This window comes from Citrobacter sp. RHBSTW-01044 (assembly GCF_013781945.1).
Taxonomy (GTDB): Bacteria; Pseudomonadota; Gammaproteobacteria; order Enterobacterales; family Enterobacteriaceae; genus Citrobacter; species Citrobacter braakii.
In genome coordinates this window covers 2,721,819-2,748,195 of sequence record NZ_CP056180.1, presented here as the reverse complement: position 1 = coordinate 2,748,195, position 26,377 = coordinate 2,721,819, and the positions used below count along the sequence as shown (strand labels likewise).

The 26,377-nt window shown below is 50.4% G+C and carries 29 protein-coding genes; 19 read left to right on the top strand and 10 right to left on the bottom strand.

The features are described 5' to 3' along the window. Positions 1–8: 8 nt before the first annotated feature. Together prc and htpX are read left to right on the top strand one after the other, a co-directional pair. A complete protein-coding gene (gene prc, locus HV352_RS13290) occupies positions 9–2,057 on the top strand; it encodes a carboxy terminal-processing peptidase (protein WP_046276431.1) in 2,049 nt (682 codons plus the stop codon). A 192-nt stretch (positions 2,058–2,249) separates the two neighbouring features. Further along, entirely contained in the window at positions 2,250–3,131 is an 882-nt protein-coding gene (gene htpX, locus HV352_RS13285; protein WP_003034964.1) for a protease HtpX, read from the top strand. Between the two features lie 285 nt (positions 3,132–3,416). On the opposite strand, the gene HV352_RS13280 is transcribed toward htpX, so the two are convergent. Then, complete coding sequence (locus tag HV352_RS13280; protein ID WP_049271218.1) at positions 3,417–5,504, bottom strand: TonB-dependent receptor; 2,088 nt, start codon at positions 5,502–5,504, stop codon at positions 3,417–3,419. A gap of 432 nt (positions 5,505–5,936) precedes the next feature. Between HV352_RS13280 and HV352_RS13275 the strand changes: the two genes are divergently transcribed. The 10 genes from HV352_RS13275 to HV352_RS13230 all read left to right on the top strand — a co-directional run bounded on the left by HV352_RS13275 (position 5,937) and on the right by HV352_RS13230 (position 13,762). Further along, positions 5,937–7,523, top strand: a complete 1,587-nt coding sequence (locus HV352_RS13275) for an ABC transporter substrate-binding protein (RefSeq protein ID WP_016152787.1) — start codon at positions 5,937–5,939, stop codon at positions 7,521–7,523. Continuing rightward, positions 7,523–8,497, top strand: coding sequence for an ABC transporter permease (locus HV352_RS13270; RefSeq protein ID WP_181634816.1), 975 nt, complete (start codon positions 7,523–7,525; stop codon positions 8,495–8,497). The genes HV352_RS13275 and HV352_RS13270 overlap by 1 nt, the downstream gene beginning before the upstream one ends. Next, positions 8,487–9,299 carry an ABC transporter permease gene (locus tag HV352_RS13265; protein WP_019076597.1) on the top strand — a complete coding sequence of 271 codons (813 nt, stop codon included), beginning with the start codon at positions 8,487–8,489 and terminating at the stop codon, positions 9,297–9,299. The genes HV352_RS13270 and HV352_RS13265 overlap by 11 nt, the downstream gene beginning before the upstream one ends. Then, a complete protein-coding gene (locus HV352_RS13260) occupies positions 9,293–10,087 on the top strand; it encodes an ATP-binding cassette domain-containing protein (protein ID WP_131352107.1) in 795 nt (264 codons plus the stop codon). Before HV352_RS13265 ends, HV352_RS13260 begins: the two co-directional genes overlap by 7 nt. Further along, positions 10,071–10,661: an ATP-binding cassette domain-containing protein gene (locus HV352_RS13255; protein ID WP_181545691.1), complete on the top strand. Its 591-nt coding sequence runs from the start codon at positions 10,071–10,073 to the stop codon at positions 10,659–10,661. Before HV352_RS13260 ends, HV352_RS13255 begins: the two co-directional genes overlap by 17 nt. Positions 10,662–10,785: 124 nt before the next feature. Then, on the top strand, positions 10,786–11,397 hold the full coding sequence (gene zinT / locus HV352_RS13250) for a metal-binding protein ZinT (RefSeq protein WP_230851707.1): 612 nt from the start codon (positions 10,786–10,788) through the stop codon (positions 11,395–11,397). 140 nt (positions 11,398–11,537) lie between these two features. After that, positions 11,538–12,176 (top strand): leucine efflux protein LeuE, encoded by a 639-nt coding sequence (leuE, locus tag HV352_RS13245; protein WP_016152793.1) that lies wholly within the window; start codon positions 11,538–11,540, stop codon positions 12,174–12,176. A gap of 173 nt (positions 12,177–12,349) precedes the next feature. Beyond that, positions 12,350–12,712 carry a DUF1971 domain-containing protein YeaR gene (gene yeaR / locus HV352_RS13240; RefSeq protein WP_005120376.1) on the top strand — a complete coding sequence of 121 codons (363 nt, stop codon included), beginning with the start codon at positions 12,350–12,352 and terminating at the stop codon, positions 12,710–12,712. Between the two features lie 3 nt (positions 12,713–12,715). Then, on the top strand, positions 12,716–12,898 hold the full coding sequence (locus HV352_RS13235) for a DUF1869 domain-containing protein (RefSeq protein WP_003832433.1): 183 nt from the start codon (positions 12,716–12,718) through the stop codon (positions 12,896–12,898). Between the two features lie 216 nt (positions 12,899–13,114). Next, positions 13,115–13,762, top strand: a complete 648-nt coding sequence (locus HV352_RS13230) for a hypothetical protein (protein WP_016156293.1) — start codon at positions 13,115–13,117, stop codon at positions 13,760–13,762. Between the two features lie 49 nt (positions 13,763–13,811). On the opposite strand, the gene fdhF is transcribed toward HV352_RS13230, so the two are convergent. After that, positions 13,812–15,959: a formate dehydrogenase subunit alpha gene (fdhF, locus tag HV352_RS13225; protein WP_181634815.1), complete on the bottom strand. Its 2,148-nt coding sequence runs from the start codon at positions 15,957–15,959 to the stop codon at positions 13,812–13,814. Positions 15,960–16,318: 359 nt separating this feature from the next. Here fdhF and HV352_RS13220 point away from each other — a divergent pair, with 359 nt between their 5' ends. Continuing rightward, a complete protein-coding gene (locus HV352_RS13220; protein ID WP_016152796.1) occupies positions 16,319–16,567 on the top strand; it encodes a GlsB/YeaQ/YmgE family stress response membrane protein in 249 nt (82 codons plus the stop codon). A 49-nt stretch (positions 16,568–16,616) separates the two neighbouring features. On the opposite strand, the gene yoaJ is transcribed toward HV352_RS13220, so the two are convergent. The 3 genes from yoaJ to HV352_RS13205 are packed head-to-tail and all read right to left on the bottom strand — an operon-like array spanning position 16,617 to position 17,865. Further along, positions 16,617–16,691, bottom strand: a complete 75-nt coding sequence (yoaJ, locus tag HV352_RS13215) for a protein YoaJ (RefSeq protein ID WP_101700011.1) — start codon at positions 16,689–16,691, stop codon at positions 16,617–16,619. A 2-nt stretch (positions 16,692–16,693) separates the two neighbouring features. Then, positions 16,694–16,792 carry a YoaK family small membrane protein gene (locus HV352_RS13210; protein WP_032941789.1) on the bottom strand — a complete coding sequence of 33 codons (99 nt, stop codon included), beginning with the start codon at positions 16,790–16,792 and terminating at the stop codon, positions 16,694–16,696. A gap of 47 nt (positions 16,793–16,839) precedes the next feature. Then, the gene (locus HV352_RS13205) at positions 16,840–17,865 is read right to left on the bottom strand and encodes a sensor domain-containing diguanylate cyclase (protein ID WP_131381123.1); all 1,026 of its coding nucleotides are present in this window, start codon (positions 17,863–17,865) and stop codon (positions 16,840–16,842) included. 186 nt (positions 17,866–18,051) lie between these two features. Between HV352_RS13205 and HV352_RS13200 the strand changes: the two genes are divergently transcribed. Next, positions 18,052–18,300 carry a DUF333 domain-containing protein gene (locus tag HV352_RS13200; RefSeq protein ID WP_103283902.1) on the top strand — a complete coding sequence of 83 codons (249 nt, stop codon included), beginning with the start codon at positions 18,052–18,054 and terminating at the stop codon, positions 18,298–18,300. A gap of 7 nt (positions 18,301–18,307) precedes the next feature. On the opposite strand, the gene HV352_RS13195 is transcribed toward HV352_RS13200, so the two are convergent. After that, on the bottom strand, positions 18,308–18,655 hold the full coding sequence (locus HV352_RS13195; RefSeq protein ID WP_016152799.1) for a DUF488 domain-containing protein: 348 nt from the start codon (positions 18,653–18,655) through the stop codon (positions 18,308–18,310). Positions 18,656–18,853: 198 nt separating this feature from the next. Here HV352_RS13195 and HV352_RS13190 point away from each other — a divergent pair, with 198 nt between their 5' ends. After that, on the top strand, positions 18,854–19,561 hold the full coding sequence (locus HV352_RS13190) for a CTP synthase (RefSeq protein WP_016156299.1): 708 nt from the start codon (positions 18,854–18,856) through the stop codon (positions 19,559–19,561). 37 nt (positions 19,562–19,598) lie between these two features. Here HV352_RS13190 and HV352_RS13185 read toward each other — a convergent pair whose 3' ends face one another. After that, positions 19,599–20,786, bottom strand: a complete 1,188-nt coding sequence (locus tag HV352_RS13185) for a CynX/NimT family MFS transporter (RefSeq protein ID WP_181634814.1) — start codon at positions 20,784–20,786, stop codon at positions 19,599–19,601. A gap of 99 nt (positions 20,787–20,885) precedes the next feature. On the opposite strand from HV352_RS13185, the gene HV352_RS13180 reads away from it, so the two are divergent. Beyond that, on the top strand, positions 20,886–21,704 hold the full coding sequence (locus tag HV352_RS13180; protein WP_047358592.1) for a helix-turn-helix transcriptional regulator: 819 nt from the start codon (positions 20,886–20,888) through the stop codon (positions 21,702–21,704). Here the strand turns inward: HV352_RS13180 and HV352_RS13175 are convergent. From HV352_RS13175 to dgcJ, 3 genes are all read right to left on the bottom strand, one after another. Continuing rightward, entirely contained in the window at positions 21,661–22,107 is a 447-nt protein-coding gene (locus HV352_RS13175; protein WP_016152803.1) for a DUF441 domain-containing protein, read from the bottom strand. The genes HV352_RS13180 and HV352_RS13175 overlap by 44 nt on opposite strands. Before the next feature lie 137 nt (positions 22,108–22,244). Next, a complete protein-coding gene (locus tag HV352_RS13170) occupies positions 22,245–22,748 on the bottom strand; it encodes a YbaK/prolyl-tRNA synthetase associated domain-containing protein (protein WP_046275927.1) in 504 nt (167 codons plus the stop codon). A 44-nt stretch (positions 22,749–22,792) separates the two neighbouring features. Next, complete coding sequence (dgcJ, locus tag HV352_RS13165) at positions 22,793–24,283, bottom strand: diguanylate cyclase DgcJ (RefSeq protein WP_016156302.1); 1,491 nt, start codon at positions 24,281–24,283, stop codon at positions 22,793–22,795. A gap of 165 nt (positions 24,284–24,448) precedes the next feature. Between dgcJ and HV352_RS13160 the strand changes: the two genes are divergently transcribed. From HV352_RS13160 to HV352_RS13150, 3 genes are read left to right on the top strand one after another with little or no spacing between them, the layout of a single operon-like run. After that, on the top strand, positions 24,449–25,219 hold the full coding sequence (locus HV352_RS13160; protein WP_137379893.1) for a class I SAM-dependent methyltransferase: 771 nt from the start codon (positions 24,449–24,451) through the stop codon (positions 25,217–25,219). Between the two features lie 13 nt (positions 25,220–25,232). Beyond that, positions 25,233–25,643, top strand: a complete 411-nt coding sequence (locus tag HV352_RS13155) for a hemerythrin domain-containing protein (protein ID WP_075847297.1) — start codon at positions 25,233–25,235, stop codon at positions 25,641–25,643. 35 nt (positions 25,644–25,678) lie between these two features. Further along, positions 25,679–26,317 carry a CatB-related O-acetyltransferase gene (locus tag HV352_RS13150; protein ID WP_016156305.1) on the top strand — a complete coding sequence of 213 codons (639 nt, stop codon included), beginning with the start codon at positions 25,679–25,681 and terminating at the stop codon, positions 26,315–26,317. Positions 26,318–26,377: the final 60 nt, after the last annotated feature.

Below are 26,377 nucleotides of genomic sequence, written 5' to 3'. Positions count from 1 at the left end.
GGCCTGGCATGAACACTTTTTTTAGGCTTACTGCGTTAGCTGGTCTGCTTGCATTAGCAGGCCAGGCACTTGCTGTGGAAGATATCACGCGTGCCGATCAAATCCCCGTTTTAAAGGAAGAAACCCAGCATGCGACGGTAAGTGAACGTGTGACATCGCGTTTTACGCGTTCGCACTATCGCCAGTTCGATCTGGATCAGGCGTTTTCGGCAAAAATTTTTGACCGCTATTTGAATCTGCTCGACTACAGCCACAACGTGCTGTTGGCGAGCGATATCGAACAGTATGCAAAAAAGAAAACGGTCCTTGGCGATGAACTGCGTACCGGCAAGCTGGATGTCTTTTACGATCTCTATAATCTGGCGCAAAAACGCCGATTTGAACGTTATCAGTACGCTTTAAGCGTACTGGCTCGTCCAATGGATTTCACCGGTACCGACACCTTTAACCTCGACCGGAGCAAAGCGCCATGGCCGAAGAGCGAAGCAGAGCTTAACGCGCTGTGGGACGGCAAGGTTAAATTTGACGAACTCAGCCTGAAGCTGACCGGCAAAACCGATGCGGAAATTCGTGAAACGCTGACGCGTCGCTACAAGTTTGCGATTCGCCGTCTGGCGCAGACCAACAGCGAAGATGTGTTCTCTCTGGCGATGACGGCTTTCGCCCGTGAGATCGACCCGCATACTAACTATCTCTCTCCACGCAATACCGAACAGTTCAATACTGAAATGAGCCTGTCTCTGGAAGGTATTGGCGCGGTTTTGCAAATGGATGATGACTACACCGTCATTAACTCCATGGTGGCGGGCGGCCCGGCAGCCAAGAGCAAAGCAATAAGCGTTGGCGACCGTATTGTCGGCGTGGGTCAGACCGGTAAGGGAATGGTCGACGTGATTGGCTGGCGTCTGGATGACGTTGTTGCGCTGATCAAAGGACCCAAAGGCAGCAAAGTTCGCCTTGAAATCCTGCCTGCCGGTAAAGGTACTAAGACGCGTACCGTCACGTTAACGCGTGAACGTATTCGTCTCGAAGACCGCGCCGTGAAAATGTCCGTGAAAACCGTTGGCAAAGAAAAAGTCGGCGTACTGGATATCCCTGGCTTCTATGTTGGCCTGACGGATGATGTCAAAGTTCAGTTGCAGAAGCTGGAAAAACAGAACGTCAGCAGCGTCATTATCGATCTGCGCACTAACGGTGGCGGCGCGCTGACCGAAGCCGTTTCGCTCTCAGGTCTGTTCATTCCTTCCGGCCCGGTGGTTCAGGTTCGTGACAATAACGGTAAAGTGCGTGAAGACAGCGATACCGACGGCGTTGTGTACTACAAAGGCCCGCTGGTAGTGTTAGTCGATCGCTTCAGTGCTTCGGCATCAGAGATTTTTGCTGCGGCAATGCAGGATTATGGTCGTGCGCTGATCGTTGGTGAACCGACTTTCGGGAAAGGCACTGTACAGCAGTATCGCTCTCTGAACCGTATTTATGATCAGATGCTGCGTCCGGAATGGCCGGCGCTGGGTTCTGTTCAGTATACGATCCAGAAATTCTACCGTGTAAACGGTGGCAGTACACAGCGTAAGGGCGTTACGCCGGACATCATCATGCCGACAGGTAATGAAGAAACGGAAACCGGTGAGAAGTTTGAAGATAACGCGCTGCCGTGGGATAGCATTGATGCTGCGACTTACACCAAATCAGAGAATCTGACGCCGTTCGGACCTGAATTGTTAAAAGAGCACAATGCACGTATTGCCAACGATCCTGAGTTCCAGTACATCATGAAAGATATTGCGCGTTTCAATGCGATGAAGGATAAACGCAACATCGCTTCTCTCAATTATGCTCAGCGTGAGAAAGAGAATAACGAAGATGACGCAATGCGTCTGGCGCGTATCAACGATCGGTTTAAGCGAGAAGGTAAGCCGCCGCTGAAAAAACTGGACGATTTACCGAAGGATTACCAGGAACCAGATCCCTACCTGGATGAAACGGTAAAAATTGCGCTTGACCTGGCGCATCTTGAAAAAGAAAAGCCAGCGGAACAGCCCGCAACCAGTAAATAACCTCCAACAGGCACAAGAAATTGTGCCTGTTTTTTTAACAAACGCATGAAGACGTCAGTGTGATACGATAAAATGTAAAGTTGTGTCTTTCTGGTGACTTAGCACCTATGGATGCTTGAAAATAGCCATAAGACCCATACGATATGGGTAATCGCATAGTGCGTTTTGTTAAATTGAGGTTAAAAGAAAATTATGATGCGAATCGCGCTCTTCCTGCTGACGAACCTGGCTGTGATGGTCGTTTTCGGGCTGGTATTGAGCCTGACAGGGATTCAGTCAAGCAGCGTTCAAGGCTTGTTGATCATGGCACTGCTGTTTGGTTTTGGTGGTTCCTTCATTTCGCTGCTGATGTCCAAATGGATGGCGTTAAAATCCGTTGGTGGGGAAGTGATCGAACAGCCTCGCAATGAAAGAGAACGCTGGCTGATGAATACGGTAGCGAATCAGGCTCGCCAGGCTGGGATCGCTATGCCGCAGGTTGCAATCTACCATGCGCCAGATATTAACGCGTTTGCTACCGGTGCGCGCCGGGATGCTTCGCTGGTGGCTGTGAGTACAGGCCTGTTGCAAAACATGAGCCCGGACGAAGCCGAAGCCGTTATCGCGCATGAAATCAGCCACATTGCTAATGGCGATATGGTTACCATGACGCTCATTCAGGGTGTGGTGAACACCTTCGTTATCTTTATCTCACGTATTCTGGCGCAAATTGCCGCTGGCTTTATGGGCGGAAACCGCGATGAGGGTGAGGGCAGTAACGGCAACCCATTGATCTACTTCGCAGTGGCGACGGTGCTGGAACTGGTGTTTGGTATTCTGGCGAGCATTATTACCATGTGGTTCTCACGTCATCGTGAATTCCATGCGGATGCCGGTTCAGCAAAACTGGTGGGGCGTGAGAAAATGATCGCCGCGCTGCAGCGTCTGAAAACCAGCTATGAGCCGCAGGAAGCGACCAGCATGATGGCGTTCTGCATCAACGGTAAATCCAAGTCGTTGAGTGAGCTGTTTATGACTCACCCGCCGTTGGATAAACGTATTGAAGCGCTGCGCAGCGGAGAGTATTTGAAGTAAGTTAATGACTGTCACGGGGCACCCGTTGCTCCGTGACTCATAAAACATAATGGCTATTTAAAGCTATCGATTAAAGTCTCGCCCAGACTATTCTGTCCCAGTTCTGCTTTACCTCTCATTCCGCCATTTTTTCTCTGCCGGGGACGAAAATATTCCTTGCCGCTTTATCTCTGGTAAAAACATTGGAGCCCCGCTGGCTGGCAAAAAGAACAGTGCCGGGCATTTGATGAAACCCAGTGGTAGACGGGCTATCATTGACAGCCCGTCTGGTAGGAAAAAACTAAATCAGAACTGGTAGTTTAATGATACCCAATAGTTACGGCCCGGGTTTACGTATCCGGTAGTGGATTGTGCAGTCTGATAGTAATCTCCTGCGTAGGTGCTATTACGCCCCACCTGATAAAGTTTAACCTCGCTAAAGTCTTTATCCAGCACGTTATTGACCGCCGTATTCAGCGTCAGATCTTTGGTCAGCTTATAAGACATCCCCATGTCGAGAACGGTCCAGGCTTTTAAATCAGCGCCTTTATCGTCATAGACGGCCTTTTGTACTGCGCTGAGGTTGTTGTAATTTTCGGTAAAGCGTGGGGCTTTACCGCGATAACGTGCGCTCAGCCAGGCATTCATATCTTCCGTTGCCTGCCAGTTCAGGCGAGCGTTAGCCATATGTTTTGGCGTGTAGCTTAACGGTGCGCCTTTATTGTCACCATCTTTTTGCTTGCTCTGGGTGTAGGTGTAGTTGAGGGATAAAGTCAGCACATCCGACCACAGAGGGAAGGTGCTGGCAAATTCAACGCCATCGGTCCTTGCCTTGCCGCTGTTGGTATAGCTGTTGGTATTATCATCGATAGAATACGAGACAATTTTATTTTTGTATTCTGTATAGAAGCCGGTAATGTTGGCGTTCAGTCCGGTGTCGTTCTCGTAATACAGCCCGGTTTCGTAGCTGATACTTTCCTCAGGTTTTAGGTCCGGATTACCGACCGTATTCACGGTTCCTTGCGCGGTTACGCCGCTGATCCCGTTATGTAACTGGCTCAGTGATGGCGCTTTATAACCTGTCGTCACGCCGCCTTTGAGCGTCCATTCGTCGGATACGTCCCAAACCATATACGCGCGTGGGCTGAAATGGCCGCCAAAGACATCGTTATGCTCGTAGCGTGTCCCTGCGGTTAAGGCCAACGAGTCGAGAATATGCCATTCATCTTCTACATAGGCTGCCCACGTTTTTTGATGGAACGTTTCGCCGGTATTGGCCAGCACCACACCGTCTTTCATGCGCGCATCCCAATATTCCCCGCCGAGGGTTAAGAGGTGCGAATCACCTAATGGTGTCAGCAGTACTGAGTCCAGAATGACGTTGGTGTTCTTCAGTTCACGTGCGTCACCGGCCCGGCCTGCGTTCTCTGGCGTGAGTGCGGAGGAGACCAGTTGTCGTCCTTTGTTCTCAGTTTCATTCCAGCCGAGGGAGGATTTCCAGGTGCCGAACGTTAAGGCGGTATCGTGGCCGAGGGTGACTTTGTTACGCTCATAGCGCAGCGTTTTATCGTAACCCCCCGTCAGGTTACCCAACTGACCGTCATCGTTATCATAGCGCTGTCTGGCGGAGTCGAGATCTAACCATAGCGTATTGCTTTCATTCGTCTTCCAGTCGAGTCGCGTGCCGATGTTATAGTTTTCTGACTCGGTAGGATAAGGTACGCGAGTGGAGGAGGTATCGCTCAGGGAGGTAACGCTGGAACCCTGACGTTGGGTGGTGCTACCCCGAACCTGCATATCCAGTACGCCAGCGATTAACGGGCCGCTTGACCAGAAGTTGGCGACCGTGCTGTTACCCCATTTATTACTCTCTTGCAGGTTAACGCCGGTATTGATGGAGGTGCTCCATTTATCGGTGCTTTTTTTGGTAATGATATTCACCACGCCACCGATTGCGTCGGAGCCGTAAAGCGTCGACATCGGGCCGCGGATCACCTCAATATGATCGATTGCCGCCAGTGGAGGCATAAAGCTGGTATTCATAGCTGAGAAGCCGTTTGGCGTCACATCGCTGCTGCCGTTTTGACGAATACCGTCAATCAGGATCAGGGTATAACTGGCGGGCATGCCACGAATGCTGATCTCCAGGCCACCGGTTTTACCGGTGCTGCTTTCAACATCCACCCCTTCAACAGAACGCAGGGCTTCGCCTAAATCATTATATTTATTGGTTTGTAACTCTTGCTGTGAAATAACGGAGACGCTGGCGGCAGCGTTGGTGATTTTCTTTTCGTAACCGGAAGCGGTTACCACCATAACATCTTCAGCGAAGGCCAGGGGACTGGAAAATCCTAAACAGGACAGAACAACAGAAGCAACAGGTTTTAAGCGCATAGTCAAACTTCCTTTGTTAAAAATTCAAAGGAAGTAAGATAATTGATGGGAATGATAATAAAAATAATTATCATTATATGTTTACATAACTTATCACTTCTGGTGTTTTTCTTGAATAAATATACATAAATTGTCATTAATTATAGCTAAGTAAATAGCGGAAATTACCAATAATTAGTATTTGTAATCATTAGCTTGTAATTAATTTGCCATTAATTGAATGGCTAACATTTAATCTATTTTCGGTGATTCAGAGGGTACTCAATTAGGAGTATCAGAAAAAAGTATGATAATTTCAGAAAATCGTCATACTTTTCTGCGCCGCATCATTTTTTTCGTCATTTCAGTCCGCCATAATCCCTTCCCCAGGAGACCGTTTAACGGCATTGAATCGTTGAGCGGCATAAAAATAACGCAAATCTGGATAACATAATGATTAAAGGCAAGCTGGCACTGCTTACGTGCGCATTGACTCTCGCATTAACCTCACCACTTCTCGCCGCGCAAAATGTGAGCGAGGGGCAGACGTTGAAGCTGGCAATTGGACCTGAGCCAACGGAAGGATTTGACCCGATGCTGGGCTGGAGTCATGGCAGCTATTTGCTTTTGCATGCACCATTATTAAAACAAAACGCAGATATGAGCTGGGGTAACCTGCTGACGGAAAAAGTTGAAACCAGCGCTGACGGCAAAACTTGGACGTTGACGTTAAAACCCGACCTTAAATTCTCCGATGGTTCCCCGCTAACCGCTGAAGATGTGGTGTTCACCTATAATAAAGCCGCAAAGAGCGGCGGCAAAATCGACATGGGTAACTTTACTCATGCCAGCCTAAAAGATAACCGCACGGTAGAAATTACGCTGCGCAGCCCGCAGAGCACCTTTGTGAACGTGCTGGGCTCTTTGGGTATTGTTCCAGAAAAACGGTATGACGAAAAAACATTCGCCAAAAATCCGATTGGCGCGGGCCCTTATCGGTTGGTGAGTTTTCAGCCGGGGCAACAGCTGATCGTGGAGGCGAACCCCTGGTATGCCGGTAAGAAAAATGATTTCAGTAAGCTGGTGTTTGTCTTCCTTGATGAAGATAACGCTTATGCCGCAGCGCGCAGTGGTCAACTGGGACTCGTGCGTATCGCGCCTTCGATGGCGGTTGCGCCTCAACAGCAGAATTTGAAGCTTTGGGTACGCGACAGCGTGGAAAATCGTGGCATTGTGTTCCCGATGGTTCCAGCGGGTAAAAAAGACGCCAATGGTTATCCGATCGGTAACGATATTACGGCTGATATCGCCATCAGACGCGCCATCAACTACGCCATCGATCGTAAACAACTTGCCGATCAGGTCATGGAAGGTCATGCGATTCCGGCGTATAGCGCGGTTCAGGGCCTGCCATGGCAGGGACAGTCAGTTGCGTTCAAAGATGGCGACAGCGAAAAAGCACGGATGATTCTGGAAGAAGCCGGCTGGAAGGTGGGGAAAGATGGCGTACGTGTGAAAGACGGTAAAGAGGCTCGCCTGACTCTGTGGTACGCCAGCGGTGACAGTACGCGCCGGGATTTAGCCGAGGCCGTACGTGCGATGCTGGAGCCCGTGGGTATTCAGGTCTCGCTGCAATCCGGAAGCTGGGAAACCGTTGAGCGGCATATGCATGCGAATCCGACGCTGTTTGGCTGGGGAAGCCTGGATCCGATGGAGCTTTTCCATCACTACAGCAATCAGGCCGCGGGCGTGGAATACTACAATCCAGGCTATTACAGCAATCCCGTCGTTGAACAACATCTTAAACAGGCCATTGATGCTCCGGACTGGCAAAAAGCGTTGCCTTTCTGGCAACAGGTGGAGTGGGATGGCAAGCAAGGGGCTGGGGTGCAGGGCGATGCCGCCTGGGCATGGCTGCTGAACATTCAGCACACTTATCTGGCAAATCCGTGTATTGACTTAGGCAAAGGCGCGCCGGAGATCCACGGTAGCTGGTCCCTGCTCAATAATCTGGATGAATGGACCTGGACCTGCCGTTGATGAAGTCTGTTGTAGGCCATTTTCTACGGCTGATAGTGTTATTAGTGCTGGTTGCGGCTGGCACTTTTATGCTGCTCAGCTTTTCTCCTGTCGATCCGATTCGCGCCTATATCGGCAACGATCTCCTGCACGTGCCGCCGGAACAATATGCGCGTATCGCTGCTCGCTGGGGATTAGACCAGCCGTTATGGGAGCGTTTGGGTCACTGGTTTATACGTGTATTGCAGGGCGATCTCGGCTACTCAATGTTGTTTAATGCACCGGTTGCCAGCGTAATCAAGGAGCGCTTTGCGACTTCGTTTGCCTTGCTTGGCGGCGCGTGGCTGCTCTCCGGCATACTGGGAACGGCAATGGGGTTTGTCGCGGGTCGTTATCTGAATCGCTGGCCGGATAAAGCAATCTGTCGACTCAGCTATCTGCTTTCGTCGTTGCCGACCTTCTGGATTGGCATGCTGCTGCTGGCGTTATTTGCCGTGCGCTGGCCGGTATTTCCGGTCTGCTGCGCGTGGGAGCCGGGCAACAGTGGTGATATGGCCACGCTGGCTGAGCGTCTGCGCCATTTAGTGCTGCCCGTTTGCGCGCTAAGTTTATTGGGACTTGGCCAAATTACACTTCATACGCGGGAAAGTATCGCCAGCGTGATGAAAAGCGATTTTGTCCGTTTTGCGCGTTCTCAGGGAGATAAAGGCTGGTCGCTGTTGCGTCATCAGGTTCTGCGCCACGCTATCACGCCCGCGCTGTGCCTGCAGTTCGCCTCGCTGGGAGAACTGCTGGGCGGCGCACTGCTAGCGGAAAAAGTTTTTGCTTATCCGGGACTGGGACAGGCCACTATTGATGCCGGATTACGCGGCGATCTGCCGTTACTGATGGGAATTGTGTTGTTCAGTACCGTGTTAGTGTTCATTGGCAACTCGCTGTCTACCTGGCTTGTCCATGTGTTGAACCGTGCTCTGGAGCGACCTGATGCTCTATAATCCGACGCCGACGCTGATTCGTCTTCTGCTCTCTTTTAGCTGCCTGCTAGGCATTGCGGTGTATGGCGCAGCGACGCTGGATAACCCATTGAGCGTTAATCTGCTTGCCCGTCATTTACCGCCTGATGCGCTGTATTGGTTTGGCACCGATAACCTCGGTCGCGATCTGTGGATTCGTTGCTTTCAGGGCGCGTTAACCAGTCTGCAAATTGGTATTGGCGCGGCGTTGTGCAGCGGCTTCATCGCATTAATGATGGCGGCGGTTTCACGTATACATCCGCGTCTGGATGTACTAATGCGTCTGATTACCGATGCCATGCTGTCAATGCCGCATTTGCTGTTGCTCATATTGATCTGTTTCACGCTGGGCGGCGGAAAAAATGGGGTGATTATGGCGGTTGCGTTGACCCACTGGCCGCGGCTGGCGCTAATCCTGCGTGCCGAAGCGCAGCGCGTGGCCCACAGTGACTATCTGACGTTAACCTGGCGTCTGGGACACGGACATTTTTACTGCTGGCGGCATCACTATCTCCCGGCATTGTTACCCCAGTGGTTAACGGGAACCTTGCTGATGTTTCCCCACGCGGTGTTGCACAGCGCGGCGTTGAGCTTCCTCGGTTTTGGGCTGGCGCCGCATGAACCATCGCTGGGCCTGTTGCTGGCTGATGCGCTGAGGTTTATCAGTCATGGCGACTGGTGGTTAGTGCTGTTTCCCGGGCTGATGCTATTCAGTCTGGTTATGTTATTCGATCAGCTCGCAAGGGCAGTGCATCGTTTATGGTTACGAGGTGACGCATGTTGAGTTTAAGACAGGTCTCGCTGGACGTGGCGCGTTATCGCTGGTATGGCGCGAGAAACTGGTCTTCGCTGTTGCAGGATATCTCTTTCGACGTAGCGCCAGGTCAGATGGTGGCGTTAGTTGGGGGAAGTGGGGAAGGTAAAAGCCTGTTGCTGCAATGTCTGCTTGATCTCTTACCGGACAATTTGCGTTTCAACGGCTCCATCACCCTGGAGGGGAAAACGCTGGAAAGTGATGATATTCGCAAATGTCGTGGTAATACTTTCAGCTATGTCCCGCAAGGTGTTCAGGCGCTTAACCCGCTGCTCTCGATTGAAAAGCATCTGCGCAGGGCAAGTCAGCTCTCCGGCCAGGCCTGGAATGCCGGAAAAATTGAACGATTGCTCCAGCGTAGCCAACTAGAAAGTCGCGTATTAGATGCCTTCCCACGCCAGCTTTCGGGGGGGATGGCGAAACGTGTTCTGGCCTGTCACGCGTCGCTGAGCCAGGCTCGCTATATTCTGGCTGATGAAATTACCGCCTGGCTTGATGCACCGCTGGCTAATCAACTGCTTGAACAGCTACGTGAGCAATGTGAGCAAGGGGCTGGCGTTTTATGGGTAACGCACGACCTCACGCTGGCCGCTCGCCACGCGGACCGCATTGTCGCGCTGCACCAGGGAAGGGTGTCGGATAACGTCAGCCGGGAACAGCTGTTACGCGGAGAGATCAGCGAGCATCTGCAACGCCAATGGCGGGCCCTGCCTGAAAGAAATCAACTTTTTGGAGAGCGCGATGCTGTGCTGTCGTGAAGTGACGATTTGTCAGGGAGGAAAGGTGCTATGGCAAAATCTGACCTTCTCTCTGCGCCCCGGAGAACGCATTGGGGTTTGCGCACCCAGCGGAACCGGCAAAACAACGTTGGGGCGCGTACTGGCGGGCTGGCAAAAACCGACCTCGGGTGACATTCTGGTTGATGGCCAACCGCTGCCAATGCACCAGTATTGCCCGGTGCAACTGGTGCCACAGCATCCGGAATTAACCTTTAACCCCCGGCGCAGCACCGGCGATGCGGTTTATGATGCCTGGCGACCTGATGCTGAACTGCTTACCCGTCTTCACATCAACCCTGAGTGGTTAACCCGCCGTCCCGGACAGCTTTCTGGCGGTGAACTGGCGCGAATTGCTTTACTTCGCGCGCTGGATCCGCGGACACGTTTTCTTATTGCCGATGAAATTACCGCCCAGCTCGATCCTTCCATTCAAAAAGATATCTGGGTATTGCTGCTTGAAGAGTGCCAGCGTCGGCCATTAGGTATGCTCATTATCAGCCATCAGCAGGCTCTGCTTGATCAGATCTGCTCCAGAAAACTCATTGAAGCGTGAGGCAATAACGTGCAGTAATGTCTATTGATTAAATTGTTACGTTATATTATAACAATTCACTCGCAAACGATTTGAGGGTGAAATTTTGGCTATTCGTTTTAACAAACTGACAATCGCTCTGGGGATGCTTTTAGTCAGTGGGCAGGTTTTGGCGCATGGTCATCATTCCCATGGTGCGCCGATGAGTGAAGTAGAACAAAAGGCGTCGGAAGGGGTATTTGATGATAACCAGGTGCAGAACCGGGCGCTGTCCGACTGGGATGGCATGTGGCAATCTGTCTATCCGTATCTGGTCAGTGGCGAACTTGATCCGGTTTTCAAAAAGAAAGCGGAGAAAGATAAAAGCAAAACGGCAGAACAAATTAAAGCTTATTACCGTACAGGCTATGCAACCAATGTAGACACTATCGGCATCGAAGATGGCGTGATGGAATTTCACACCGGTAATCAGGTCGCATCGTGCAAATACGATTATGCCGGGTATAAAATCTTGCACTATAAATCAGGCAAGAAAGGTGTACGGTATCTGTTTGAGTGTAAAGCCGCTGACAGCAAAGCGCCTAAATACGTGCAATTCAGCGATCATATTATCGCGCCGCGTAAATCGAGCCACTTCCATATCTTTATGGGAAATACCTCGCAGGCTGCCTTGCTTGAGGAGATGGAAAACTGGCCTACCTACTACCCTTATCAGCTGAAGGGCGAAGAAGTAGTGGATGAGATGCTGCACCATTAATCTGGGCTAACCTTATCTGTACACACCCGCCACCAGTGGCGGGTTTTTTTAATTAATAACCTGCTCTTTCCATCACCTGTCGCATTCGTTAGCATATTGTATCGCAGCAAGTGCATGTGTTTTTTCAGGAAGAGGTTAACGTGTTCGCAGAGTATGGAGTTCTGAATTACTGGACGTATCTGGTGGGGGCTATTTTTATCGTGCTGGTACCGGGGCCAAATACGATATTTGTGCTGAAAAACAGCGTCGGTAGGGGAGTAAAGGGGGGTTATCTCGCCGCCAGCGGTGTGTTTATTGGTGATGCCGTGTTGATGTTTTTGGCCTATGCCGGTGTTGCCGCATTGATTAAAACAACGCCCGTTTTGTTCAATATCGTTCGTTATCTTGGCGCTTTCTATTTACTGTATCTTGGCGCGAAGATCCTGTATGCAACACTGAAATCGAAAGCAAGCGACGCCGCGCCTGAGGAAGTCCCGTTTGGCGCTATTTTTAAGCGCGCATTAATCCTGAGCCTGACCAATCCCAAAGCTATTCTGTTTTATGTGTCATTCTTCGTGCAGTTTATTGATGTCAATGCGCCGCATTCAGGGCTATCATTCTTTATTCTGGCTATTACGCTTGAGATAGTGAGCTTTTTCTATTTGAGCTTCCTTATTTTCTCCGGCGCGTTTGTGACGCAATATATCCGTACGAAGAAGAAACTGGCCAAAGTGGGGAATTCCCTTATCGGCCTGATTTTCGTTGGTTTTGCCGCCCGTCTGGCCACGCTTCAATCGTGATGCCATCGGCCCGCTGATTGCGGCGGGCCTTTAATATTGCGCTCTGCTTTTCATTTATAATCGTAGGGTTGTAACCAATAAATGGTATTTTAAACGTATGTTTTGAGGCGTACCCTGTGTACAGCAGCGGTTCAATATGACTCGCTGGTTGTCGACTGGAAAAGGGAAGAAAAATGCTTCAAATTCCACAGAATCATATCCATACACGCTCTACGCCATTCTGGAACAAAGAAACGGCGCCTGCCGGAATTTTCGAACGCCACCTTGATAAAGGGACCCGAGCCGGAGTTTATCCTCGACTTTCGGTTATGCAGGGGGCGGTCAAATATCTCGGATACGCAGACGAACACAGTCCGGAGCCAGTAGAGGTGATGATTATTGAAGCCGGTCAGTTTGGTGTTTTTCCACCGGAAAAATGGCATAACATCGAAGTGATGACCGACGACACTTACTTTAATATCGATTTTTTCGTCGCCCCGGAAGTTCTGATGGAGAGTGCAAATCAACGAAAAGTCGTGCGCACCGGCAAGGAGTAAATCATGGGTAAAGCAACCTATACCGTAACCGTGACTAATAACAGCAACGGTGTTTCTGTTGATTATGAAACAGAGGCGCCAATGACATTACTGGTGCCGGATGTGGCAGCTGAAGTGGTCAAAGATCTGGTCAATACCGTGCGTTCGTACGATACCGAAAATGAGCACGAAGTCTGCGGGTGGTAGGCATTAGTCACTGCTACTGATTGAATATATTAGTTTTTAATCTAAAAACTGCACTGCGCTTTGACGGCGCAGTGCATTTTTTTATCTGGGCGAAACAGGGAAATATCCTGAAAGGATTCCTTAAGAATACCTTAAGAGATTCGCATTGATTGCTAATAGTTGATCATTCACAGGGGTTATGATCGCGAAACAGATATAAAACAGAACATCGCGCTTATGAAACTCAATACCCGACTTACATTACCCACAATCATTCTCGGATTAGCCATCGTGGCGATCCCGTTCGCCGCGAACTGGCATCTCCCGCTACTCAACGGTACTGTCGTCAGCTGGATTGAAAATGGCCAGGCGCTATGGCTGCTGTTTGGTGCCATATTTACACTCAGCTACATCAGGCCCTTATCACGTCCCGAAGGCGAGAAGCAATTTTGGCTTTGGGCGGCAGCGTGGTGGCTGGTATTACTGGGCCGAAGCACAAGTTGGGGGCGCGATTATTTTCCTGAGCATCCTAAACTCCTGTTCCGGGCTATCTCAGTGGTATTGATTGCCATGATTATTCTGCCAGTGCTGATTTCGAAGCGCTTACGCCAGGATATTGCCCGTCGCTTTCGCAATGAACCGCTACCTCTGTGGCTGTTAGCGATCACCACCTGTGCATTTTTGATCTCCGATACGGTAGAGCATCATCGTCTGCTGGCTCCCATCTTTCTGCACAATGCTCAGTATGGCGATCTGATTGAAGAACTGTACGAACTACCGTTTATGGCGGGATTGTTTCTGATGAACCTCGGCTTTATGCGGCGGGATAAGCAGGAGGAAGCTGCATCCATCCGCTTCAGTGAACCACAGCTGGCGAAGTCATGAGATAAGGCCTGAGTCTGGAAAGCCAGACTCAGGCGATGATGGCGGTGATTTACGCAATAGCCTCACACAGACGTGACTTCATATCGCTATACGTTTGTGCGGCATATTTTTCTGCCCACCCCTGATCGGTAATGTGTTCAATATTTACGGCGCAATATTTGGTTTCCGGCGTTTTCGAAATAGGATCGAGATTGTCCTGGGTTAACTCGTTACACGCGCCAATCCACCATTGATAAGTCATATAGACCGTTCCGACATTGATGCGCTCGGAGACATCCGCGCGGCTGATAACCTTACCGCGGCGCGAGCTGACCCATACCAGATCGCGATGACGAATACCCATTTTTTCAGCATCATGGGTATTGATTTGCACATACCCAGGCTCGTCTGCCAGCGCTTGCAACGCTGCGCAGTTGCCGGTCATCGAACGGCAGGAGTAGTGCCCAACCTCACGCACGGTACACAGCACCAGCGGATATTGTTCATCAGGAACTTCTGCTGGCGCTCGCCACGGTGCGGCAAACAGTTTGCCTTTGCCATTGGCGGTATCAAACTGGCTGTGCGCGTAAAGGTAGGGCGTACCAGGACTATCGAGATCCGCACATGGCCACTGAACATGACCCATCTCACCCATTTTCTCATAGGTCACGCCGTAGAACAGTGGACACAGCTCGCGCATCTCATCCCAGATTTGCTGGTTATTTTGATACTGCATTGGATAACCCATTTCGCTGGCCAGCAGGCTGATAATCTCCCAGTCACGCTTTACATCACCGGTGGGTTCAATCGCTTTCTCAAAACGCTGGAAACCGCGATCGGCGCAGGTAAAGACGCCACCGTGTTCACCCCATGAGGTGGCAGGCAGGAGGACATCGGCCATTTCCGCCGTCTTGGTCATGAAGATATCCTGCACGACGATAAAATCGAGCGCGTTAAATCCTTCGCGGACCAGACCCAAATCGGCCTCGGTTTGCAGCGGATCTTCTCCCATGATGTAGTAGGCTTTGATTTTGCCTTCGATAGCCAGATGCGGAACTTCGGTGATGCGGGTTCCAACCTTGTCATCCATCTGATTAACGTCAATGCCCCATGCGGTGGCAAATTTGTCCCTGACGGCGAAATCGGTTACGTCCTGATACCCTGGAAACTGGTTAGGCAGCACCCCCATATCGCACGCGCCCTGCACGTTATTTTGCCCGCGCACCGGGCCAACACCGACGTTAGGGCGTCCCAGATTTCCGGTCAGCAAGGCCAGGCTCGACAAACCACGAACCACGTCAACGGCCTGACCAAACTGGGTGACGCCCATCCCCCACATCACGGTGGCCGATGGCGCCGCAGCAAATGTACGCATCGCCTGACGAACCTGCTGTGCGGGAACACCGGTTAAATGTTCAACGTCTTCAGGCGCATACTCCTTAACGGTTTCCCAGTATGTTTCCAGTCCTTCCGCATGCTTTTGTACATACTCGCGATCGTAGAGTTGCTCCTCGATGAGAACATGGCCAAACGCGTTGACCAGCGCCATATTGCAACCGTTTTTCAACTGCAAATGTTGGTCAGCGATACGGGCAGTTTCAATACGGCGTGGGTCGCAGACAATGATTTTTGCGCCGTTCTGGCGAGCTTTAATTACCCGGCGGGCCACAATTGGGTGTGAATCGGCACAGTTATAACCAAAGATCAGCAGGCATTTTGAGTTTTCAATGTCGCTGATGGAATTGCTCATGGCGCCATTGCCTAACGTCTCCTGTAACCCGGCCACGGAAGGGCCGTGACAGACGCGGGCACAGCAATCGACATTGTTGGTATGGAGCACGCCACGTGCGAATTTTTGCATCACGTAGTTGGTCTCATTCCCAGTTCCACGGGAAGATCCGGTGGTCATGATGGCACGAGGGCCATAGGTATTTTTGATTTCAGTTAAGCGTTTTGCGGTGTAACGAATGGCTTCATCCCAGCTAACGGGAGTGAATTTTCCACCTTTTTCATAACGGATCATCGGGCGGGTCAGACGGGGAGTCAGAAGGCGTGTGTCGTTAAGAAAGTCCCAACCATAATAGCCTTTCAGGCATAACTGATTTTGGTTCGTTACACCCTCTGCGGCCTCAGCGCGGATGATTTTGTTATTCTCAACAACAAGCTTGAGCTTGCACCCGGCCCCACAGTATGGGCATACACTGGTGATTTTTTTCATCAATAACAGACCTGTTAAATGCTGAAATAGCGCGAATTGTAGACGCAGTCACGCGATACGCATCGCGGACTACGATGTGTCGTAGTGACGGACTGTTTAAGCATAAAGTGTGCCAGAAGTGAAAACCCAGCAATAGCAGGGGCTGACGGCCAAAGCGTTAAGCAGAATGACTGACGATTCGACATTAATGACGAGGCGCGACAAAATTAGTCTGCCGGTCAGCGGTGTAACCTTATGAAACATCAGAAAAAGATGAAAAACAGAAGTGATAGCGATCACAAATTTTAATTTTTCAGCGCTATGCTATGCTTTTATACGACGAGTGAATCGTTAATTTAAAAACATAAGTGAGGGAAATTATGGGCATTATTTCATGGGTGGTTTTCGGTCTTATTGCTGGGATTTTGGCAAAATGGATTATGCCGGGTAAAGATGGCGGCGGATTCTTTATGACCATTATCTTAGGGGTTGTCGGTGCGGTAGTGGGTGGCTGGATCAGCACCTTCTTTGGTTTTGGTAAAGTCGATGGTTTCAACTTCGGCAGTTTCGCCGTGGCGGTGATCGGTGCGATTGTGGTGTTGTTTATCTACAGAAAAATCAAAAGCTAAGTAAACATACAGACAATAGAGGCCACTAATATGTGGCCTTTTTCTTAGGTCACCACCAGCCGAATTCTGTTCCCAGAACGACGATGATAGCCACGCCAATCATAATAAGCGTTGTTTTTTTCATCGTTATGCTCCCGGCGCAGCGTAGCCGCCAATAAAAAACCAGGATAAGAAAACGACAGCGGAAATGAAAATGATGACGGGGAAAATAATACCGAGTCGCATACGATTATCTGCCAGAGTTATTTAAAGACGGGTTAGCATAGCAGGGCTTAATGTACGACAAAAGTGGTTTTATCCTGACGCTTTTTATCCTTGTACATTGCGCTATCTGCGAGGTGAAGCGCGCAGTTTACATCAGTCTCCAACGGATTAATTTCCACAACGCCCAGACTGGCGCCAGGATAAAATAGATGAATGTCGCCCAGGTGGTAGTCACCGCAAATTTGCTGTTGTAGCTGATTTTTCACCTGCTGCAGGCGGTCTCGTGGATCCCTGTCATCTTCCGGTGACAGGCTCACGACTAAAAATTCGTCACCACCCAGTCGGCCAAGGATATCGTTGTCACCGCATTCGCGAAGCAGACGCTGACCAATCTGGATCAGAAACTGGTCGCCAACCTCGTGGCCAAAGCGGTCATTGATCAATTTGAAATCATCCAAATCAATATAGGCAAAAATAATCTTCTGCCTGAGATGTCGGGCAAGGGAAAAAAGAGTCTCAACATTTTCAAAAATGGCGCGCCGATTCGGTAATCCGGTCAGGGCATCGGTGTAAGAGTGCGCAATCAGCGCGGCATTCGCTTCGCGTAACTGAGCAACCAGCGACTCTTTTTGAATTGACTGGGCGATCAGGCCCGCAAACAGATGTAACACCTGTTCGCCACGTTGGCTTAATGCGTGCTGGTGGCGACTGGTGGCGCAGAGCGTACCGTAAAACGTTCCGTCGGGAAGATGAACCGGCGTGCTCAGGAAAGTGGTTATCTCCAGCGCGCGGGCGGCGGTACACTCCGGCCAGCGAGCGGGAACGTTGTCGCTGTACAGACAGTTTTCGTCTATGGCGCGTTTGCATAGCGTCTCATCCCAGGGTACGGACAGCCCTTCAGGGATCTGCATCTGCTTGCTATTGCGAGCATACAAAATATGCTGCAGGCGGGCATCTAAATCGACCTTGGTTAAATAGGTGGATTCCATCTCAGTCACCACTTCCAGCATCTCCAGAAGTTGCCGAACCAGGCTCTCAACTGACTGCTCCGTGGCTAAGGATTGTGAGACTCTGGCAAGGATCATGTCCGACATGAGGTGTAAATGCTCCTGAGTAATGACTGGGCTAACGTGGCCCGCATGATAGAACATCAAGATGAAAGATGAAACACGCCATCCCGCTCAAAATTTAAACATTAAATTGAAAGCTGGCAGTAAAACATGGAGATAGATGGAAAGTCGGGGTAACCTGCCGGGATAAGGTTTTTAACAGGAGTCGATATGAAACTGGCGTCTATTATTTTGCCCGGCTTGTTGGTGTTAGCGGGATGTACCACTCAGCCCGAAGCCCCCAAACCGCCGAAGATTGGTCTGGCGAATCCGGCATCGGTATATTGTGAACAAAAGGGCGGCTCGCTGATTGCGGTGCAGACCCCGCAAGGCGTAAGGTCGGACTGCAAATTACCGGGCGGGGAAGTGATTGATGAATGGGTGCTCTGGCGCAGAGATCATCCGACAACGGGCAAATGAAATCCGGTTAGCATTGACGTATCCATTCAGCCAGCACCAGCGCGTGGTTTTGCTGGGTGTTTTTCGCCGCATACAGTAGCGTTAAGGTTTGCTGTCGGGCAATCTCTGCGAGACGCTTTCCTTCCTGCTGCTGTAGGGCCAGTTCAGCGCGATATTGCTCCGAAAAGTGTGTGAAATCAATCAATTCTGCGTGGAACGCCTTGCGTAAATCAGATGACGGCGTAAGCGCTTTATTCCATTCGTTAAAAATAAGGTCGGTCTTTTTTACCCCGCGAGGCCACAACCTGTCGACCAGTACGCGATAACCATCATTTTTTTCTGCTGGGTCATACACGCGTTTACATTGAATTTTCATCTTTTCATCCGCTCCATTAATCCACTGCTTTGATATATTTCGACACCTTTATTACGGTTAAATAAGATCGTAAAACGTGACAATTGTAACATTCTGCCCGTCCTGACTCCCAATTTAAGGGATTGTGATACCAACAAAAAATCGGTAGGCTGAGGCTCCTTATATTGTCCCTCATTGTCTGGACATAAGGAAAGCTTAATGGAAATTTCCCCGTTTAAAGATACGCTTCGCATTGCGCTGGTGGGTGATTACAGCCCTGATATTGTGGCGCATCAGGCCATTCCTCTTGCTATCGATGATGCCGCTGCCGTCCTGGAATTAGTGGCTGATTATGACTGGCTAACCACCTCTGATATTAGCAGCAGTGAAGATCTGATTGGCTATGATGCTATTTGGGTCGTTCCTGGCAGTCCATATCGGCACCTGGAAGGCGCACTGATCGCGATACGCTACGCGCGTGAAAACAGCATCCCATTCCTCGGGACCTGTGGCGGTTTTCAACATGCGATTCTGGAGTATGCCCGCAACGTGCTGGGCTGGAGTGATGCTGCCCATGCGGAAACGGATACCACGGGGCGGATGGTCATCGCACCGTTGACCTGCTCGCTGGTAGAAAAAACGGATGATATTGAACTGAGGGCCAATACGCTGATTGCCAAAGCCTACGGACGGGGTGTTATCTCCGAGGGGTATCACTGTAACTATGGCGTATCGGAAGATTTTGCCGCCGAGCTTGAGAGCGGTGATCTTCGTGTGACTGGCTGGGATGAGGCTGGTGATATCCGTGCCATTGAGCTGGTGACGCATCCTTTTTTTGTCGGCACACTCTTTCAGCATGAACGTGGAGCGCTGGCGGGAAAACCCGTGCCGTTAGTTCAGGCAATGCTGCGCGCTGCGCGAGGATAAAAAAACGGGCAGGTTGTTCTCAAACCTGCCCGCTGCATTATGCGCTTGCGATCTCCCGATTACGCCCTGCGCACAAACCAAACACCGCCATCAGTATCGCTAACACGGCGACCCCAGCTAATGGAATCAGCCAGCTACCATTGAGGTCGTGAATCTTACCCATCAGCGGTGGCCCACAGGCAGCCAGTAAATACCCGACGGATTGTGCCATGCCGGACAGGGCCGCGGCCTGATGCGCTGAGCTTGCGCGCAGGCCAATAAAGGTCAAACCAAGGATCATCGTGGCGCCTGAGCCAAAGCCAAACAGTATGGTCCACAGCAAAGCCTGCCCGGGCATTACCGCGAATCCCGCTGCGCCGATGGCGCACATTAACGAAACCAGTGCGGCGATGGAGCGCTGATCCTTAAATCTGTTCAGGACGAGAGGGATCAATAACCCCGGCGCGGCGGTTGCCAGTTGCAGTAAACCATGCAACGAACCGGCCTGCGCTTCGCTGTAGCCGTGGCTGATTAAAATGGCGGGTAGCCAGCCAATGATCACGTAGTAGATAAGTGAATTGATCCCGAGAAACAGCGTCACCTGCCAGGCGAGGCTCGAGCGCCAGATCGCGCGGGAATGCAAAGCGCGCGAGTTGCTCAAACTGGCATTGGCCGTCTGGCGACATTGGGGTAACCAGATAATCAGCGCCAGCAGCGGAAAGACCATCAGTACCATCAGCGCACCGCGCCAGCCAAACCCGTTCAGCGCCAGCGGAACCACAATAGCTGAACCCAGTGCCGCCGCTGCGCCCATAGTCAGCGAGTATGCGCCAGTGAGTTTTGCCACATGCTGAGCAAAATCACGCTTAATCAGCCCAGGTAACAGCACATTTCCCAGCGCGATTCCGCAACCAATGATAGCGGTGCCGATAAACAGGAAACCTGGCGTGGGCAGCGAACGTATCGCAATACCTGCGCAAATCAGTAGCATTGCGGCAAACAGGCTGCGTTCGATACCCCAACGGCGTGCAACGGCGGCGGCCAGAGGCGATACCAGTGCGAAGGCCAGCAGCGGCAGGGTGGTCAGAAGTCCCGTCTGGGCGGTACTCAGGCCGTAGTCGGTGCGAATTGCATCCAGCAGCGGGGCGGCTCCGGTAAAGGTGACGCGCAGCGTGGTGGCAATCATCAGGATCCCCGCGATCAGCCAGGCTGCGTTTTTGCCGCGGGAGGAAGGCATATTTGTCATTTTTTTCTCATATCGTCAGGCGAGGCGATACTTTAGCGTTTTTACTCAATGGATGAATCAAGCTAAAATGACAGTTTATCGCTAAAAACGGACATTTTTATGTTAGGACTGAGGCTGGATGGGTATGAGCCCGACCTTTACCACGATGCGGCGGTGGCGTTTTGTATTCAGGCCCGGGAAGATGAACTCTTCAGTCCGCTGCATCAGCACCGTAAGGGGCAGTTGATTCTGGCCTTGCATGGCGCGATCACCTGTGAGGTTGAAAATGCCATGTGGATGGTGCCTCCACAATATGCGGTATGGATCCCCGGTGAAATTCCACACAGCAACCACGTTACCGTTGGGGCGCAATTGTGCTTTTTGTTTATTGAGCCGCAGGCAGTCGTGATGCCTGAACGCTGCTGCACCCTGAAAATCGCCCCATTATGTCGGGAGCTCATTCTGGCGCTGGCGTCCAAAACGGATGATCAACGGCTGGAGCCGTCTACCCAGCGGCTGACGCAAGTGTTATTTGATGAACTCCCGCAGCAGCCGCAGGAGCAAATGCAGTTGCCGGTTTCCGATCACCCGAAAATCCGCAGAATGGTCGCGACGATGGCGCGGGAGCCCGCGCAGTGGCAGACGCTGGGACAGTGGGCCAGCGTATTTGCGATGAGTGAGCGGAACCTCGCCCGTCTGGTCGTTAAAGAGACGGGGTTGAGTTTTCGCCGCTGGCGTCACCAGCTTCAATTGATTCTGGCGCTGCAGGCGCTGATAGATGGCCATAACGTGCAACAGGTTGCGCAAATGCTCGGTTACGATTCGACCACGGCATTTATCACCATGTTCAAAAAAGGCCTGGGACAGACGCCAGGCCGTTATCTGGCTGGACTGGCTACTGCTTCCCAACAATCAATGACACCAGACCTGCCGCAATGAGCGGTCCCACCGGCACACCGCGAAATAGCGCCACGCCCAGTACCGTACCCACCAGTAAACCGGCCACAAGCTGAGGCTGGCTACCCATGAGCGTGACACCGCGCCCGCCAAGCCAGGAGACGAATACCCCGATGGCAATAGCGACCAGTGATTTCCAGTTCACAAAGGAGTGGATGAGCGTGGAGGGGGGGAGCGTTCCGCTGGCGATCGGCGCCATGACGCCAATGGTTAGAATTATAATCCCGACGGTCAGGCCCTGTTTTTCTATCCATGGAAAGAAAGTATTCAGAGGGGTAACACGAACAATGATCAGCACCAGAATTGAAACAGCGACAGTGGTGTTGTGGCTGACAAAGCCCAGAGCTGCCAGTCCGAGCAGGATCAGCAGAGTGACATCAAACATCGTAGTTTCCTTGCCAAAAGAAAAAATAAGCCTGCTTACTGTACGCGTAAACGCGTGACGGAACAGGCTTTTTTTAATGATTATGATTTTTTTTGGGCTAATGCACGATGCTACGTTTTTACACCTGACTCGGGCGGCTATTGTACGCGGCGGAACGGGAGTAATTCCGGTTGCGCGATACGTAGGTAATCTGCGGTATCCATGATCACGGATTTTTCCAGCACTCCGGCATTGAACGCAATTTCATTAAAACGCTCAAACAATAGCGGATCGGCGACCAGCTTAAGTTTTGGATGGAAGCTAAACGGTGGGATAGCGCCAAATACGCAACCTGTCAGTGCATCGACTTCCGCCGGGCTGGCAAGTGATGCTCTTAACCCGCCGATATGACTGGCTAACAGGCTCAGGTCGGCCTGCTGGTCGGCAGAAAGAATCGCCAGGACATGCTGATTAACGCCGTTGCCTTTGACCTTACAAACCAGTGCTTTTGCTCCCTGGCCCAGTGCGGTACCGCGAATTTCAGAAACCGCTTCACATTTGCCGACCGCTTCATGGCTTACCACGCGATACGTCGCGCCTTGTTCTGACAACAGCGAAATTAAACGCTGATGCGTTGCGTTACCTTTGTTCACTTCCGTCATGACTTACTCCTGGTACAACAATGAAAATCCTGTCAGAAAAATGATTACGCATCCGCGCGTTTTTTCTGTTTGTTCAGGTAGAGCTGTGCATCGGATGCTTTGTAGGCATCATCAATGGTGTCGTTTGGCTGCATATTATAAATCCCTGCGGAGAAGCTGATTGCTCTATCTTGCGCAATAATTTGTAAGTTATAGCGAATCCTCTCCAGCAGACGAGGCGTTAATTCAGCGGGGTAATCAATGAGGATAATGCAAAACTCATCCCCACCGAGGCGGATGGCATAGTCATTTTTGCGAATCGAGGTTTGAATGGCTCTAGCCAGAATGGTGATAATGCGATCGCCTTCTTTATGCCCCAGCGTATCATTAATGACTTTTAGTTTATCGCAATCAATGGCGATAAAGGTCACAAGGGTGCCCGCGTTTACCAACTGCTGTAAACGCTGTTCGAGCGTCGGCGTTAAAATTTTGCGGTTGTAGAGCCCGGTCATCGCGTCACTGATATTTTCACGCGTGACGTTGTGATACAGCCGAAAATGCGTTCTGACCATATTCAGCAACAGTATTGTCGCCAGCAGATAGAAGGCGAATACTTTCCAGGAGGAGACAATAAAGTACATAAAATCAAGCGATAAGGTGATGCGTATACCGCCGGGCATGTCTTCCTGGTAGTGAACATAGCTAAACAGGTTGTTCTCACTTTGGTGAACGAGTATCTCTTTACCTGAGTTGATGTCCGAAAGCGTCACGTTAAGATAGCGCCAGACGAGAGGGCGGTCGCTGGTATAGAAAATATTCTTTAAATTCTCTTTGTTAATATCCACCATCACCACGCCTTTTAACTTACCGGCATAGTAGACCGGTGTTAAAAAGCTCATCACTTTTTTCTCGGTCAGGTTATCTTCATAAATACGGGAGATTACCGTGCGGCCAGTGAAAATACCGTCAATATCATTCTGGTTGATACCCAGGTTTCCTTTTTGCAAAAACGACCAGTTGTGTATCGCAAATTTCCGCGAATCGACCAGATCAAAGAAATAGACGTAGTTATTTTTGAGATCGACGTAATATCGAAATTTATACTCCTGCATACCTAAACCATGACCGTAATCTTTCTGTTCACGATTAACGTTTACCGCCCGGTCAAAAGAGGGCAGTAGAAATATGTCTTCAAGTTTCTCGCTACATTTTGTGGTGGGGGTTTGCAACGTACCGTGTAATGGTAGGTAGTTATGCTGGGTGAGGTTGAGCCCATGAGTGCCGTTAACGCTGTCGAAAGCGTTGCAAAGTGCTTTTTGTTGCTCGATAGAAGCGGGTACCTGGGGGGATGAAAATGTGCGCATCAGATGGGCTGCAATACTTTGATTAGTATACTTATCATAGAGAAACGATGAGTCGGCTTTCTCATTGATATAGCGCATGTACGCATTCATTGCTTTATCGCTGGCAATGAGCTCATAAACCAAAAAAGAAAATGTCAAAACAACTACGCTGACGGAGATAAAGAGCCTGAGCGCTTTATGATGCAATTGCATAATGATGTACAGCCCTGTAAGTCTGATACTTCAGTCTATCACACGGCATTCATCCGCTCTAACGCTACTGGGAAGGGCATTTTGTAATAAAAATCATTCGCGTGCTTCACCTTTAACTCTTATTGTTGTATTTATAATACAACTTATAAGAAAGGAGACAAGCAGATGAGCGCGACTGATAAAGCGGGCCATACGTTCTTAGCCAGTCTGGGCAAAACCCGTCTGCGTCCGGGGGGCGTTGAAGCAACAGAGTGGTTGTTCAGCCAGTCACAGCTGACGCCCGACAGCCAGGTGCTGGAAGTGGCGTGTAACATGGCCACGACGGCGATAGAGTTAGTTCAACGTTTTGGTTGTACGGTATACGCCATTGATATGGATAAAACCGCACTGGCAAACGCCAGAAATAACGTGGCGGCAAATGGTCTGGAAAATCACATTCACGTTATGGCAGCTAACGCTAACACCCTTCCATTTGCGGATAACAGTTTCGACGTTGTGATCAACGAAGCCATGCTGACAATGTATGCCGATAAAGCGAAGGCGAAGTTAATTGCCGAATATTATCGCGTATTGAAGCCCGGCGGGCGTCTGTTAACTCACGACATTATGTTCACCGCACAAAAACTGGGTGCGGGCGAGCAGGGCCAGCTTGTAGAGGTAGTGAAATCAAACGTTAGCCCGATGACCAGACAAGGCTGGCGCGATTTATTTCTGAACGGTGGGTTTGCACAGTCCTTGCAGCAGAATGGCGATATGTCGCTGATGTCGCCGCGAGGATTAATTCGTGATGAAGGGCTGACTGGGGCGGTTAAAATTGTGTTTAACGGCTTACGCACACGCGAAAATCGTCGCCGGTTCCTGAAAATGTTTCGCTTCTTCCGTTCGCAACGTCACCAGCTAAACTACATTGCCTGCTGCTCCGTGAAGGGAAAATAAAAAGGATAAACGGATGAATATTGATAAAATGAAAAATCAGCATGTTGAAATTCTGGAGAAAATATCATTTCTACGTACGTTGAGCCATGCAGGCGTATCATCCAATGCCCAGGAAATTGCAACTGCGATCGTTAGCATGAGTGCCATTATAAAAACACATTTGTTTGCTGAAGATCAGTTCCTTTATCCACATATTGAGCAGGATGGAAATAGTACGCTCAGACAGGTTAGCTCAAAATTTCAACGTGAAATGACGGATATCGTCAGCGAATATGAAGTTTTTTCCCGGCGCTGGAATATTGCCAGTAAATTAAAAGGTAATGATGAGGCATTCAGACGTGATGCCAACAATATTCTACGCAAAGTGTATGAGCGTATGCAAAAAGAAAATAAAGACTTCTATCCGCTGGTGGAAAGGATGTAGGGTGTTTTAAAACACAATGATAAAAGGATGGCGAAGTGTCAGAAAAACACTGGTCGAGAATGGAGTACCTTCATCAGACAGTGACCAACCCTAATATAGTTATTAAGGGTACGCATAGCTATTACAGTGACTGCTGGGATCATGGATTCGAACGTTCGGTGGTGCGGTATTTACTCGGTGATGAGATCAGCCGGGACTGGGAACCGCTTGGGCATTTGGATAAGTTGATTATTGGGAATTTCGTCTGCATTGGCGCTGAGAGCGTTATTCTGATGGGGGGAAATAGTACGCATCGGCTTGACTGGATCAGTCTTTATCCCTTTATGGCGTCGATCAAAGATGCCTACGAGTTTCGGGGTGACACGGTGTTGCATGATGGTTGCTGGTTAGGCATGCGCGCCATGATCATGCCAGGCGTTACGCTCGGGGAAGGCGCTGTTGTCGCAGCAGGTGCGGTGGTGACTAAAGATGTGCCACCGTATGCGGTAGTCGGCGGCAATCCGGCAAAAATAATAAAATATCGCCTGCCGGTGGGGGATATTGAACGAATACTGGCCCTTAATTTGTATCAACTTCCGGAAGAGTCGCTCGTGAAAATGCAACCGCTGTTGTCTTCTGGCGATATTTCCGCGCTCGAAGTTGAAGTGGCTAGCCTGAGACAAAATGCTAAATGACATAACATGTGGTCGAAACGCGAGGTCATAAAAATCAACCAGAGGAGATAACCTCTGGCT

What these genes read in the sequence shown, in the direction of transcription:
- prc (WP_046276431.1), top strand. Translation starts at nt 9, where the DNA reads ATGAACACTTTTTTTAGGCTTACTGCGTTAGCTGGTCTGCTTGCATTA.
- htpX (WP_003034964.1), top strand. Translation starts at nt 2,250, where the DNA reads ATGATGCGAATCGCGCTCTTCCTGCTGACGAACCTGGCTGTGATGGTC.
- HV352_RS13280 (WP_049271218.1), bottom strand. Translation starts at nt 5,504, where the DNA reads ATGCGCTTAAAACCTGTTGCTTCTGTTGTTCTGTCCTGTTTAGGATTT.
- HV352_RS13275 (WP_016152787.1), top strand. Translation starts at nt 5,937, where the DNA reads ATGATTAAAGGCAAGCTGGCACTGCTTACGTGCGCATTGACTCTCGCA.
- HV352_RS13270 (WP_181634816.1), top strand. Translation starts at nt 7,523, where the DNA reads ATGAAGTCTGTTGTAGGCCATTTTCTACGGCTGATAGTGTTATTAGTG.
- HV352_RS13265 (WP_019076597.1), top strand. Translation starts at nt 8,487, where the DNA reads ATGCTCTATAATCCGACGCCGACGCTGATTCGTCTTCTGCTCTCTTTT.
- HV352_RS13260 (WP_131352107.1), top strand. Translation starts at nt 9,293, where the DNA reads ATGTTGAGTTTAAGACAGGTCTCGCTGGACGTGGCGCGTTATCGCTGG.
- HV352_RS13255 (WP_181545691.1), top strand. Translation starts at nt 10,071, where the DNA reads ATGCTGTGCTGTCGTGAAGTGACGATTTGTCAGGGAGGAAAGGTGCTA.
- zinT (WP_230851707.1), top strand. Translation starts at nt 10,786, where the DNA reads ATGCTTTTAGTCAGTGGGCAGGTTTTGGCGCATGGTCATCATTCCCAT.
- yeaR (WP_005120376.1), top strand. Translation starts at nt 12,350, where the DNA reads ATGCTTCAAATTCCACAGAATCATATCCATACACGCTCTACGCCATTC.
- HV352_RS13235 (WP_003832433.1), top strand. Translation starts at nt 12,716, where the DNA reads ATGGGTAAAGCAACCTATACCGTAACCGTGACTAATAACAGCAACGGT.
- HV352_RS13230 (WP_016156293.1), top strand. Translation starts at nt 13,115, where the DNA reads ATGAAACTCAATACCCGACTTACATTACCCACAATCATTCTCGGATTA.
- fdhF (WP_181634815.1), bottom strand. Translation starts at nt 15,959, where the DNA reads ATGAAAAAAATCACCAGTGTATGCCCATACTGTGGGGCCGGGTGCAAG.
- HV352_RS13220 (WP_016152796.1), top strand. Translation starts at nt 16,319, where the DNA reads ATGGGCATTATTTCATGGGTGGTTTTCGGTCTTATTGCTGGGATTTTG.
- HV352_RS13210 (WP_032941789.1), bottom strand. Translation starts at nt 16,792, where the DNA reads ATGCGACTCGGTATTATTTTCCCCGTCATCATTTTCATTTCCGCTGTC.
- HV352_RS13205 (WP_131381123.1), bottom strand. Translation starts at nt 17,865, where the DNA reads ATGTCGGACATGATCCTTGCCAGAGTCTCACAATCCTTAGCCACGGAG.
- HV352_RS13200 (WP_103283902.1), top strand. Translation starts at nt 18,052, where the DNA reads ATGAAACTGGCGTCTATTATTTTGCCCGGCTTGTTGGTGTTAGCGGGA.
- HV352_RS13195 (WP_016152799.1), bottom strand. Translation starts at nt 18,655, where the DNA reads ATGAAAATTCAATGTAAACGCGTGTATGACCCAGCAGAAAAAAATGAT.
- HV352_RS13190 (WP_016156299.1), top strand. Translation starts at nt 18,854, where the DNA reads ATGGAAATTTCCCCGTTTAAAGATACGCTTCGCATTGCGCTGGTGGGT.
- HV352_RS13185 (WP_181634814.1), bottom strand. Translation starts at nt 20,786, where the DNA reads ATGACAAATATGCCTTCCTCCCGCGGCAAAAACGCAGCCTGGCTGATC.
- HV352_RS13180 (WP_047358592.1), top strand. Translation starts at nt 20,886, where the DNA reads ATGTTAGGACTGAGGCTGGATGGGTATGAGCCCGACCTTTACCACGAT.
- HV352_RS13175 (WP_016152803.1), bottom strand. Translation starts at nt 22,107, where the DNA reads ATGTTTGATGTCACTCTGCTGATCCTGCTCGGACTGGCAGCTCTGGGC.
- HV352_RS13170 (WP_046275927.1), bottom strand. Translation starts at nt 22,748, where the DNA reads ATGACGGAAGTGAACAAAGGTAACGCAACGCATCAGCGTTTAATTTCG.
- dgcJ (WP_016156302.1), bottom strand. Translation starts at nt 24,283, where the DNA reads ATGCAATTGCATCATAAAGCGCTCAGGCTCTTTATCTCCGTCAGCGTA.
- HV352_RS13160 (WP_137379893.1), top strand. Translation starts at nt 24,449, where the DNA reads ATGAGCGCGACTGATAAAGCGGGCCATACGTTCTTAGCCAGTCTGGGC.
- HV352_RS13155 (WP_075847297.1), top strand. Translation starts at nt 25,233, where the DNA reads ATGAATATTGATAAAATGAAAAATCAGCATGTTGAAATTCTGGAGAAA.